12 protein-coding genes are annotated in these 11,708 nt (G+C 35.4%); 3 read left to right on the top strand and 9 right to left on the bottom strand.

The features are described from left to right. Positions 1 to 22: 22 nt before the first annotated feature. The gene (cdd, locus tag PSF67_RS10895) at positions 23 to 910 is read left to right on the top strand and encodes a cytidine deaminase (RefSeq protein ID WP_272676903.1); all 888 of its coding nucleotides are present in this window, start codon (positions 23 to 25) and stop codon (positions 908 to 910) included. 157 nt (positions 911 to 1,067) lie between these two features. On the opposite strand, the gene PSF67_RS10900 is transcribed toward cdd, so the two are convergent. From PSF67_RS10900 to PSF67_RS10930, 7 genes are all read right to left on the bottom strand, one after another. Next, positions 1,068 to 1,718: a hypothetical protein gene (locus PSF67_RS10900; RefSeq protein ID WP_272676904.1), complete on the bottom strand. Its 651-nt coding sequence runs from the start codon at positions 1,716 to 1,718 to the stop codon at positions 1,068 to 1,070. Then, positions 1,705 to 2,373 carry a hypothetical protein gene (locus PSF67_RS10905; RefSeq protein ID WP_272676905.1) on the bottom strand — a complete coding sequence of 223 codons (669 nt, stop codon included), beginning with the start codon at positions 2,371 to 2,373 and terminating at the stop codon, positions 1,705 to 1,707. The genes PSF67_RS10900 and PSF67_RS10905 overlap by 14 nt, the downstream gene beginning before the upstream one ends. 153 nt (positions 2,374 to 2,526) lie before the next feature. Next, positions 2,527 to 3,777: a hypothetical protein gene (locus PSF67_RS10910; RefSeq protein ID WP_272676906.1), complete on the bottom strand. Its 1,251-nt coding sequence runs from the start codon at positions 3,775 to 3,777 to the stop codon at positions 2,527 to 2,529. Between the two features lie 24 nt (positions 3,778 to 3,801). Then, positions 3,802 to 4,569, bottom strand: a complete 768-nt coding sequence (locus PSF67_RS10915; protein ID WP_272676907.1) for a hypothetical protein — start codon at positions 4,567 to 4,569, stop codon at positions 3,802 to 3,804. Next, positions 4,562 to 5,311: a hypothetical protein gene (locus PSF67_RS10920; RefSeq protein WP_195698369.1), complete on the bottom strand. Its 750-nt coding sequence runs from the start codon at positions 5,309 to 5,311 to the stop codon at positions 4,562 to 4,564. Before PSF67_RS10920 ends, PSF67_RS10915 begins: the two co-directional genes overlap by 8 nt. A gap of 142 nt (positions 5,312 to 5,453) precedes the next feature. Continuing rightward, positions 5,454 to 6,152, bottom strand: a complete 699-nt coding sequence (locus tag PSF67_RS10925) for a hypothetical protein (protein WP_272676908.1) — start codon at positions 6,150 to 6,152, stop codon at positions 5,454 to 5,456. A gap of 59 nt (positions 6,153 to 6,211) precedes the next feature. Further along, positions 6,212 to 6,835: a hypothetical protein gene (locus PSF67_RS10930; protein ID WP_239979131.1), complete on the bottom strand. Its 624-nt coding sequence runs from the start codon at positions 6,833 to 6,835 to the stop codon at positions 6,212 to 6,214. Positions 6,836 to 7,264: 429 nt separating this feature from the next. Between PSF67_RS10930 and PSF67_RS10935 the strand changes: the two genes are divergently transcribed. Then, on the top strand, positions 7,265 to 8,962 hold the full coding sequence (locus PSF67_RS10935) for an NAD-dependent malic enzyme (RefSeq protein WP_102138392.1): 1,698 nt from the start codon (positions 7,265 to 7,267) through the stop codon (positions 8,960 to 8,962). Positions 8,963 to 9,123: 161 nt separating this feature from the next. Next, positions 9,124 to 10,005, top strand: a complete 882-nt coding sequence (locus PSF67_RS10940; protein WP_195698366.1) for a rhomboid family intramembrane serine protease — start codon at positions 9,124 to 9,126, stop codon at positions 10,003 to 10,005. 64 nt (positions 10,006 to 10,069) lie between these two features. On the opposite strand, the gene PSF67_RS10945 is transcribed toward PSF67_RS10940, so the two are convergent. Together PSF67_RS10945 and PSF67_RS10950 are read right to left on the bottom strand one after the other, a co-directional pair. Continuing rightward, positions 10,070 to 10,852 carry a sulfite exporter TauE/SafE family protein gene (locus PSF67_RS10945; protein ID WP_272676909.1) on the bottom strand — a complete coding sequence of 261 codons (783 nt, stop codon included), beginning with the start codon at positions 10,850 to 10,852 and terminating at the stop codon, positions 10,070 to 10,072. Next, positions 10,852 to 11,697, bottom strand: a complete 846-nt coding sequence (locus tag PSF67_RS10950; RefSeq protein WP_102138389.1) for a MurR/RpiR family transcriptional regulator — start codon at positions 11,695 to 11,697, stop codon at positions 10,852 to 10,854. The genes PSF67_RS10945 and PSF67_RS10950 overlap by 1 nt, the downstream gene beginning before the upstream one ends. Between the last annotated feature and the right edge of the window lie 11 nt (positions 11,698 to 11,708).

Raw genomic sequence — 11,708 nt, forward strand, 5'->3', positions numbered from 1 at the left:
AATTAAATAGGGAGAGTAACTCATGCATTCAAGATTTAAGGCCGCTTGGGCCGAGCTTCCAGAAAAGTTACAGTCAGTACTTAGACCTATCATTGATAAATCTGATTTCCAAGGCGTGTTAACGGCTGAGCAAGTTGAACAGATTAAAGCTGAAACAAGTGTAGACGACGCTGAGTTAGCCTTTGCATTATTGCCTTTCGCTGCTGCCTATGCCGTTACGCCTATTTCCCATTTTAACGTGGGTGCAATCGCTCGTGGGGCAAGTGGTAACTTGTATTTTGGTGCCAATATGGAATTTAGCCATGTATCAATGGGCCAAGTGATCCATGCAGAACAGTGTGCAGTGACACACTCTTGGATGAAAGGTGAAACGCAGATTACCTCAATTACCGTGAATTACACACCTTGTGGCCACTGCCGCCAATTTATGAATGAATTACGTGAAGGTGGTAAAATTATGGTGAATTTACCAGGCCGCACACCCGCAGTACTACACCACTATTTACCCGACTCATTTGGGCCGTCTGACTTAAACATTACTACTTTACTACTCGACCCTGTTGACCATGGCTATAAAAACCAAAGCCGTGACCGGTTATTAAGTGCCGCAATTGAGGCTGCAAACCAATCTCATGCACCTTATAGTCAATCTCATTCAGGTATTGCGTTACAGTTAAAAGATGGCTCACTGTTTACAGGCCGCTACGCAGAAAATGCCGCATTCAACCCAAGTTTACCGCCACTGCAAGCCGCTTTAATTATGATTAACCTTGCAGGTAAAGATATTCACGCCATCGACCAAGCTAAGTTTGTTGAAAAGCAAGATGCAATTATCAAACATTGGTATATTACCGAAAATACATTACAGGCACTGGGTTGCCAAAATATTGAATTAGCTTATTTAGATTAATTTTATATTTATTTAAATATAACGGTTATTGCTGGGAGCTTGAATAAACAGTAATAACCGTATAGTTGCTATTAGAACTTTAATCTTGTTCACAAAACCATTTACCTGCAAAGTGGCCATCCATAATAGGACTCACTAGTTTTGATTAATATATGCCCTAGTAAGTGAATTCATTAAACAATTTCTCTGTTTCATTTATCGTGTCTTCTAATGTAATAACTAAAGGGATCTTCCGCATTTTTTCTAGCCAAGCTTGGCTTTGTTGCTGTTTTATCGATGCAGATTGCGCGGCTTCTTCTTTCATGTCTAGCCAAATGCTAGCAAATAACGCAGATTCACCATTACGTGATTTATTAGAAAAGCTATTTAATAGTTTCCCTATAATTTTATTCTGTTTATCTATAGATAATACTTCAAATACATCTTTAAACAACCAACCTTCATATGGAATTCCTGAATTTAACATCGCTTCTTTTTTTATTTGAATAAATTCTTGATGTGTAATATCACCAATTGGGATGTTATCACTTTCTTTGCGATTTTTCATAATTCGTCCATATGCTAATTTTACTTCTTTTTGATACCGACTCCGTTTTTCACTGGTGAATGACTCACCCCGTGCCTTCATATGATTATTTAAAAACTCTTTTTCTAGATAAATAAAAATACTGAAATATTTATCATCCGAATTATTAACCTCTTGAATATTGTCTTTATCAGTAAAAGCATGACCTTTATTTAAAAGGCTTAAACATGATGAAATTATAAAAATTAATGTAATAATAGATTTAGATTTAAATGATATCATGAGAACCCCTTCGATTTTTATTATAACACGTTGAATCATTAATCATTTCTTCAAACATAAAATCTAACTTTCTCTCTAGCTTATTAACTAAAGCAATCCGCCTCATTTTCTCCAGCCATCTTTTGCTTTTAATTTGCTTGTATGATGGTGGTTTGGAAGCCTCCCTTACCATTGCATACCAAAGCACCATGAATAATTTAGCTTCCTTCGCAGGATCGTTGTTATTCATCACAAAAATGAACTGTTGCCATAGTGCCTCTCGGTTTCTCTCATTAATAACATCTAAAACATCTGCTAAAATCCAAGCATGATAAGACATTCCCATTTCATTTAAATTCTCACGATAAAAACCCATTGCCTGTTCATGGCTTAATTTTTTAATAAATGCTTCCTTTGGATACTTTAAGAATTCTAATATTGGGTTATTATCTTTTTCACCCTTAAAAATGACTAATTTTTTTCTATCAAATATTAAATTCTTAGATTCAGAAAAGTATAACATCTGTAGCATAAAGAAAAGACGTGGCGTTTTAACACCTTTTTTTTCACAAAAACTAATTATATTCTTTTTATTATATTTTACATTATTTCCTTGAGGATTTTGGCAAGCACTGAGAAGAAAAACTGAAAGCAAAAATATTAATTTATAATTCATATACATCCTTGTTATTCATAAAGTTAGAAACCAATAATCTTAAAAACAATTATGTAAAAAAACATTTCCCACATACAAACAAACATCAGCAATCACCATTCGATTACTAATAATTAAAATAATTTATTTTATTATAAGTGGACTTTTTAAATATTAATTAAAACTAAAAGTTCCTCCAGAAGAATAACCACTATAACTAAATTCAGGTATACTTGGCATTGAGGGTATTGAGTATTTATCATCAAATGAGTCCATTGAATTGTTCATTGATGACATATTGTCTCTTAACTGGCCAATCATATTTTCAAAATGATGGTTATGTTGAAAAGTATCTTCAGGGAAGTCTTTAAATCCGGAAACTCCCGGAAGAACAACACTTGGGCGTTCTAGATAATAACTTGTTGGTGCTTCATTATTTTCAAACTTTGAACTATCTAGCAAATTTGTTGTAAGTGGTGCTAATTGCCTATTTGGTTCGGATTTTGGATAAGTGCTTTCCAATATCGATTTATCTACCATATTATGTGGATACTTAATTGGAGGTGTTGATGGCGCTCCTTGATTGATAGGCTGGGTTTTGGTTTGCGATATTTTGCTCTCAACCCCATAAATATCTAAATCGCTTTTAGGGATAACTTTTTTTAATTCATTCACGTAAGCTGCTATATCTTCCTTGAGTGTTATTCCACTCTCTACAAAGTAATCACCAAAAACAGCCCCTGTTTCTTTTATATTATCAATGGTTAATAATGTCCCTCCCCAATTAGTATAATATTTTATTGAATCTATCTTTGGGTTTTTAATTATTTCAAGAAACATTTCATCACTTAAGTAAATAGAGAATTGAAATTCAGCCTGATCATTACCGGCAGATTTTAACATTTCAAGATGAATTTCTTTATGTCTACTTTCTGGTAAAATCTGGTAAGGAATTGTTAATGTCCATCCATACCTTGATATACCATTACGTTCAAAAGCATTATAATGAATATGTTGTGTTTCTTCTGATGTTAAATCTCCCCTTATAACCCCATCACTATCACTTCGTGATATAAATGTTAAAAGAGTGTCTTCTGCCAAATCCAATTTTAATTTATCAAAAATAATTTCACTTTTATTTATTCCATTTTTTTTCAATTCTGTATCTATAAAATTACTTGCAACCTTTCCAGATAAAGATTTTCCTTTAATCAATCCATTTGCAATAACAGCGTACTTGGAACCTTCACTTTCCAAATAATCATAAATAACTTCAGACTTTTGTATTTTTTTAAACTCCTCATATATTCTAATAGCATCATCTTTTTTCGTAACAAACTCATCAGTATAATTACCAGCTGACCTTTTTTTCCTTCTATTTTTAATATCTTTTTCCAACACCTCTAATTTTATTTTATTTTTCAAATCAATCTTGTCAGAGTAAAATAACTAATTTTCCTGATAGTTTATTAAATCATGCACATTCCCTATTTTAATATCAATTTCATCTTTGTATTTAACATACTTCATATGAACAGTATATATTAAATCACAAAGATCTTTATCTTTTAATATTATATCTTTTTTCTCTTCAATTAGCTCATACCCCCTTTCATACATAAATAGATCATAGTTATTTTTCAAGTACCACGCTATAGGAGCACCTTTTTTATCAGTATATTTATCATAAATATCCAATAGGGAATTTATAGTTTTAAAATAATGAATCACTTGGCCTTTGAATGAATCACTATTATTTAATTTACTATCCCAATACTCCCCTCTTTCTTCAGTAGTAAAAAATAACATTGCTATATTAGTATCCCAATATCCCATAACCATATGGTTTTTCTCTAAAACATTCATATAGTGCTTATAAACATCCTCACTAGATATATTTATAAACCCTCTTTTATCCATATTATTACTTTCTATTAACACCATGTACTCTTTAGCTAGGTCCTGTTGAACCCTATATAACTTCTCTCTTAAATACATGTATTTCAATTCATCACTATAAACATCTAAACCATAATGAAAGTATAATCGACTTAAGAAACTATGCTCATTATAACTCCCAGGAGCCGTTAATGAATACCTATCTCCCTTATCAGCAAGATATCTGTAAAACTCTTCCAAACCTCCTTCATTTAAAATAGCCTTCAAATTTAAAACATCATTATAATTAATTGAAAAACTAGCCATACCTTTACTCATAATATTCATCCTTAATAAAACCGAAGACAAAAACCTTAACTTCATTCATTATATCCCTCCATTGGTTATACTTATCAAAACCAAATTTAATCTCTGCAAGTATACCTTTTTCTAATATTGAAAAACTCATATTGCAACTTGAATATTTATTTTCCAATGGTAGCCATAAGCATTCTAAGATAGCAATAACTTCATTTTCTTTTTCGAACCAAAAAAAAGATCTTTTCTTTTGAGTTTTTTTTCCACTATATAACCTTTCAGATACGTTATAATCATCAAAATATTCAACATATTGAAGGTCAGAATCATCGTCATATAATATATGACTTCTCTTTCCTAAATATGATGCATTTAAATAATTACTCATTTTTTGTGTTAATGAGTAATCTTTCTTTCCAATTGGCCTCAATATAATTTTTATTGTTTTTTCTTCCATTCCAAAATGGAGATTTTTTTTAAAATCAACACTTGTCATATAAGGCCAATGCGTTATTAATGTTAATTCTCTAAAATTAGCATCACATCCTTCTTTATTTTCAATAAACCTTGGATCAAAATAGCTATACCCTTCATATTCAGCAAATGAAAAAGCATACTTTTCAGGAACTTCTATAACCGTGCCGTTAAACTGACCACAGACAAAACCTGGACGATTATCAGCGTAACTATTTATTGCGCTTAATAGCATAAGACAATTAACTGTAAATTTAATTATATAACTAATTATTAGTTCAAATCTCATACTTACACCTATTAAAATAAACTAACCATACATAAGCTCTGGATTTTTACTAACTATTAAAATTCGGGCAACATTAGATAAATCTATTGATATTAATTCTAAGTTCCCCTGCCTACGACCATTAATATTCATATTTTAGTCCCTAATTTTTAATACGTTCTGATAAAAATAGCCTTACCTTGTCTTGAATAGTTTCCCAATTAACAAGATTTGAAAATTCAAATGAAACACTATATTTAAGACCAAACTCAGGCATTAATGATAATAATTTACAACGCCGATAACTATCATCTAACTGTCTCCATGAACACTCCATTAAAACATTGACTTCACCATTATCTTCATCCCAATAGTAACCATACTTTATTATATTGACATCCACTTTATTACCATTAATATGTTTAAACTCAATAGAAACCTCATTAAAATAAATTTCTAATTCCTCATCATAATATAGTTCACCCTTTCTTTTAAGCCTCCCCATATTTAGGTATATATTTTTTTTATGACTGAAATATTTTTCAGGGTCACTATTTAATGGCTCAACATAGACTTCTATCATTTTAACATCATGGCTGACTTCACTAAATGGCTTTAAATCTGGCCATGACATCCTCATTGGCAGAATTCTAAAATTAGCCTCACACCCTTTTTTATTTTCAATAAACCTTGGGTCAAAATAACTATACCCTTCATATTCAGCAAATAAAAAAACATACTCGCTAGGAATTTCTATAATATTCTTATTAAACTGCCCACAGACAAAACCGGGGCGGTTCTCGCCATTAACAATGCAGGAGAATAACAATAATGGTAGAATCAAACCAAAATATAATTTCATAATAATTGGCACCTTGATACTTATATAATATTTAATTATAGAAATTATTTAAATTAAAACTATGATTTAGCAGAAGCCAATATTTTACTCATTCGCTCATACCATTTATTAATAATAACTTTTTGTTTCTTAGTCGCCTTCTTTTCCTTTTCTAATATCACTTTCATCAAACTGTATATTACCGATAATTCATGACCGCGGTCTCCAGAAGCCGCCATAATTTTTTGCCAATAATGTTCTTTTTCTTTTTTATCTAATACAGAAAATGCCACACCTAAAACCCAAGCTTCTTCCGGTATTTTATTACGCAACATAACCAGATAATGTAATTCATCGGCTTCTTTATAAGTCATATCATGAGAGACTTTTTCACCTGTACGTTGTTTCCTCTCTTTTCGCTTTAATACTTGAAGCATTTCTAATGCATGGTCATAATTTATTTTCTCTATCAATGCGTTATTGATTATTTTCTTCTTTTCCTTCATCACCAAATAAAAATAGTCTGTTATAACTCGACCAAAAATTGATGAGCCATATTTTTTTTCATAAAAATAGCCATCAATATTCCTTAGTGTTTCCACGGGATTATAGTCTGCTCTTGAATTATTCATTCCCCCTAGAAATGCCATAATAAGTAATATATAAATACGCTTATCTCTTAACGCGCCATTAATTAGCCACATAATATTCCTTAATAAACATTGAAATATAAAAATAAGTTTTTAACCTATATAAATTTAAAAGTTGCAGCAATATATGATATTTGAAAATATAATTTAACTTACAGTGAATCCGTTTTTTCTCTCTGTAACTAGCTAAAAATAAGAAAAAAACATGAAAAAATTGAACCCTCAACAAAGCTAAACTAACGTTTGAGAACGTAAAAAATAGCGATAAGACATTCATCATTAACCTAAGCGTGATCTACCCACCGTAATGAGTACACCGTTGACGGCTTTCATTCCCTTCCGCACATAAACTCCTTATCATATGCACAATATTTTTCAGTAAATTTTTTAACGCTTTTTTATCATTATTTACTGTACATATTTGCTGTTTAGCTTAGGATCTACCCTGACTTTGTTGATTAATCGTCCGAAGAGTGATATTTCATGGAACATGAGTACGAAACAAAACGCCCTCTCTATATACCCTACGCTGGCCCAATTTTGCTTGAATTCCCTTTGCTGAATAAAGGAAGCGCCTTCACCGAAGAAGAGCGTGCAAATTTTAACTTGCATGGTTTACTTCCTGAACAAGTTGAAACCATCGAAGAACAAGTTGAACGTGCCTACCGTCAATTGATTGATTTTAAATCAGATATTGATAAACATATTTATCTGCGAAATATTCAAGATACCAACGAAACCTTATTTTATCGCCTTATAGATGCCCACCTGACAGAAGTAATGCCAATTATCTATACCCCAACCGTGGGTGAAGCTTGTGAGCATTTCTCTGACATTTATCGTCGTGCACGTGGTTTATTTATTTCTTATCCAAACCGTGAATACATCGACGACATGCTACAAAACGCCACCAAACAAAATGTGAAAGTGATTGTTGTTACCGATGGCGAACGTATTTTAGGCCTTGGTGACCAAGGTATCGGCGGTATGGGTATCCCAATTGGGAAACTCTCTCTATATACCGCTTGTGGGGGTATCAGCCCTGCTTATACTTTGCCTATTGTTATTGATGTAGGAACCAACAACCCACAGCGCCTGAATGACCCTCTATATATGGGATGGCGCCACCCACGTATTACTGGTGATGAATACAACGAATTCCTTGATGAATTTGTCCAAGCAGTAAAACGCCGTTGGCCAAACGTATTGCTCCAATTTGAAGACTTCGCCCAGAAAAATGCGATGCCTTTATTAACCCGCTACCGTGATGAGCTTTGCTGTTTTAATGATGATATCCAAGGCACTGCATCTGTTGCATTAGGTAGCTTAATTGCCGCCAGCCATGCTGCAGGCAGTAAGCTAAGCGACCAACGCGTGACTTTCTTGGGTGCCGGTTCCGCAGGTTGCGGTATTGCAGAGCAAATCATCGCCCAGATGAAATCCGAAGGCTTGAGCGACGAAGAAGCGCGTTCACGCATTTATATGGTTGACCGCTTTGGTTTATTAACCGATAAACTGCCTAATTTACTCGATTTCCAAGCTAAGTTAACGCAAAACAGTGAAAATTTAGCCAGCTGGGATGTTAACAGTGACTCAATTTCACTGTTAGATGTCGTACGCAATGCCAAACCAACCATATTGATTGGTGTGTCTGGCCAAGCTGGGTTATTCACAGAAGAAATCATTAAAGAGATGCATAAGCACTGTGAACGCCCTATCGTGATGCCATTATCGAACCCAACGTCACGTGTTGAAGCTCGCCCAGAAGATATTATCAATTGGACTGATGGAAAAGCATTGGTCGCAACAGGAAGTCCATTTAGCCCAGTATCTTACAAAGAGCAAGTGTTCCCAATTGCACAATGTAACAACTCCTATATCTTCCCGGGTATCGGTCTTGGTGTGATCGCCTCTGGTGCTAAACGCGTTACTGATGGCATGTTAATGGCCGCCAGCCGCGCTCTCGCCAGCTGTTCACCTCTTGCTAAAAATGGTGAAGGTGCGCTATTGCCTCTGCTATCTGATATCCAAGATGTTTCTCGCATTATTGCTAAACAAGTTGCCAAAGAAGCACAAGTTCAAGGTGTGGCAACCGTCACATCGGATAGCGCTCTTGATGAAGCCATTGAACGTAATTTCTGGAAGCCTGAGTACCGTACTTATAAACGTACTTCGTTTTAATTTGTCATAACGGTATTGATTGAAAGGGGCTCTTTAGAGCTCCTTTTTTGTTTTTTATAGCTCCCGAAAAACGAATGTCTGTTTTCTCAGATAATGATAAATTGCGCTAAACAAATCACTTATTTAAGATAACGGCCATGGCTGATTAATAGGATATTGACATGACTGGCGACCTCAATGCTGCTATTCCACAGAAACCTAAGTTTTCCCTATGGGCAATAGCTCTAACGCTTTTTATTGTAGCACTGAATATTGTTGTTTATTTTTATCAACTCAATTATGCCGCCCCACTCGATTCTCAAGAAAATAACTTATTGCTATTTGGTGCCAATGTTTACCAACTTTCATTAACGGGGGATTGGTGGCGCTATCCAGTCAGTATGGTATTGCACTCAGGTGGTATGCACCTTGCTTTGAATACGTTGGCTTTGTTTGTTATTGGGATTGAATGCGAACGTACCTATGGGAAATTTAGGATGCTCGCGATATACCTATTTTCAGGTATTGGCGCGGCATTTTTTAGTGCTTATTGGCAATACAGTGAAGCCATTAATGCAGTAGCGAACCGTGCATCGATGAATGCGTGGAATAGTTTATATTTACCTGATAACACAGTGTATATTACCGTGGGTATTGGCGCATCTGGCGCTATTATGGGGTTAGCTGCCGCTTCTGTAATTGATTTATTAAAAAGAATTAATAACCCGAGTCTCTCTCTTGAAGAACGCAACCAATTAAAACGCCCGCTATATAATATTATTGGGATGATTGCGCTAACTCTCATCAATGGTTTGCAGTCAGGTATTGATAACGCTGCTCATATTGGTGGCGCTGTACTTGGTGCGGTTATTAGCGGTGCTTTTGTGCTTGCGCCACAAGCAACATTTCGGGCAAAACTGCTTTCTAGTGGCTTAATTGTACTTATAGCTGCCACCTTACTGGCAATGACACTCAGCCAGTTTTCTTCCTTACAAGACGAAGACCTAAACTATGAGCGCCAGTTTATTTACCAAGAAATGGCAAAAGAACTTAATCAGCGATAAAAAATACTGTTTTTTGGTAAGAGAGCAGTCCTATTATTGATGCTGCCAATAATAGGACATAAATCTAGAAAGTGAATAAATTCATTGTCATCATAACTGCGCTACAGGTAATTAATAACAATGTAATGTATTGGAAAGTGCGTTCGGATAAACGGATCAGTAAATATTTAGCCAGTGGCATCACAATCAATGCCCCCACACACAGTATCAGCGCCAATTTTAAATCGGTATAACCGTCTTGCGCATAGGCCAAAGCAGAAGAGCCAGACAACACAGTTGTTACAAAAATCGATGTGCCAATTGCTTGCTTAATATTCAGTTGCATATAGCGCAACAACATAGGAAGAACAACCACCCCACCACCAACTCCAGTTGCACCAAGTACAACACCCGCTAGAACAGCTGGCACAGCCATGGATTTTAGCTGATCTCCTTTTGCCGCTTCTTGTTTGATGATCGAAACAAAAAACATTCGCTGAACAAATAAATAGAGCGAAAAGATAATGGCAGCAGCCACTAACAGGTTAATACCCCACTCGACTTGTTTTTCATACCCCAGTAATCCCCCAAGCCATGTCACAAGCAAACTAGAAAGAAAGGTGCTCGGCAACATAATCGCTAATACAATGAGCGCTCCTTTAAAGGGGATATTGCCTAAGCGAAAATGCATATAAGAAGAAGAAACCTTCATTAGCATCGAAAGGAAATTGGCCGTGGCTACGGCTGCTAATGCATTCAGCCCAAAAAAATAGGTCAGTATCGGTAATACAATCACACCACCACCGACACCCGTTGTGCTAATAATCAGCCCAATAAGTGCACCTATCGCTAACTCCGTTACAATCATTAACTCTTGCCTTGTATCAGTGCGCGTCGCCCTTTTTGTAATGCTTCATTTGCATCACTATCTGCTAACGTGAGGTATTTAAAAAATAATGTATCGAAAGTAATCATCTGTAACACTTGGGGGGTGATGATGCCTAATTGGGAATGTTGCTCATCATAAAAATAAGGCAAGGCGAAGTCCGCTAACTTTATCGCTTCATCTTGACCAAACCGCGTCAGTGCGACTGTCGGGCAACCTGTTTCTTTTGCAGCTCGAAGCATGCTATTGATTTCTTGAGTATTTCCACGCGCTGTTACCGCAATTGCAAGGTCTTCTGGCCCCAAATTTGCCGAATAACTTAGCTGAACATGCAAATCATAACTAAACAGTGCGTGTTTATTAATGCGAACTAATTTATGGAAAATATCACTGGCAACAATGGCTGAAGACCCGACACCAAACAGCACGATACGTTTGGCCTGAAACATTTTTTGCGCGATGGTATCTACGACAGATGGCTCAAGTAAATCCAGTGATTTTTCAATAGCCGAAATAAACATTTGCCCTGTTTTGGCGATAATCTGAGAAGTATCATCGTGACGACTCAGATTACCGTATAAACTTTCCGCTTTGTGTTGCTTCTCATCCGACAAATAATCGACTTTAAATTCAGGATAGCCACGGTACCCCATTTGGCGTGAAAAGCGGATAACAGATGCACTACTGACCCCAGCCGCTTGTGCCAATTCCGCTGCATTCATCGCAATAAGGCTTTCGCGATTATCCAACAAAAATGTGGCAATACGTTGTTCTGTGCCTTTACCGCGTGTCTGCATGCTTTCCAGTTTTACCGTCAGTGTCGACATGGCTTTTCCTT

This window comes from Providencia sp. PROV076 (assembly GCF_028483405.1).
GTDB lineage: Bacteria > Pseudomonadota > Gammaproteobacteria > Enterobacterales > Enterobacteriaceae > Providencia > Providencia huaxiensis.

Coding starts and splice junctions, on each gene's coding strand:
- PSF67_RS10900 (WP_272676904.1), bottom strand. CDS start 1,718: ATGATATCATTTAAATCTAAATCTATTATTACATTAATTTTTATAATT.
- PSF67_RS10930 (WP_239979131.1), bottom strand. CDS start 6,835: ATGTGGCTAATTAATGGCGCGTTAAGAGATAAGCGTATTTATATATTA.
- PSF67_RS10940 (WP_195698366.1), top strand. CDS start 9,124: ATGACTGGCGACCTCAATGCTGCTATTCCACAGAAACCTAAGTTTTCC.
- PSF67_RS10920 (WP_195698369.1), bottom strand. CDS start 5,311: ATGAGATTTGAACTAATAATTAGTTATATAATTAAATTTACAGTTAAT.
- PSF67_RS10905 (WP_272676905.1), bottom strand. CDS start 2,373: ATGAATTATAAATTAATATTTTTGCTTTCAGTTTTTCTTCTCAGTGCT.
- PSF67_RS10945 (WP_272676909.1), bottom strand. CDS start 10,852: ATGATTGTAACGGAGTTAGCGATAGGTGCACTTATTGGGCTGATTATT.
- PSF67_RS10935 (WP_102138392.1), top strand. CDS start 7,265: ATGGAACATGAGTACGAAACAAAACGCCCTCTCTATATACCCTACGCT.
- PSF67_RS10950 (WP_102138389.1), bottom strand. CDS start 11,697: ATGTCGACACTGACGGTAAAACTGGAAAGCATGCAGACACGCGGTAAA.
- cdd (WP_272676903.1), top strand. CDS start 23: ATGCATTCAAGATTTAAGGCCGCTTGGGCCGAGCTTCCAGAAAAGTTA.
- PSF67_RS10925 (WP_272676908.1), bottom strand. CDS start 6,152: ATGAAATTATATTTTGGTTTGATTCTACCATTATTGTTATTCTCCTGC.
- PSF67_RS10915 (WP_272676907.1), bottom strand. CDS start 4,569: ATGAGTAAAGGTATGGCTAGTTTTTCAATTAATTATAATGATGTTTTA.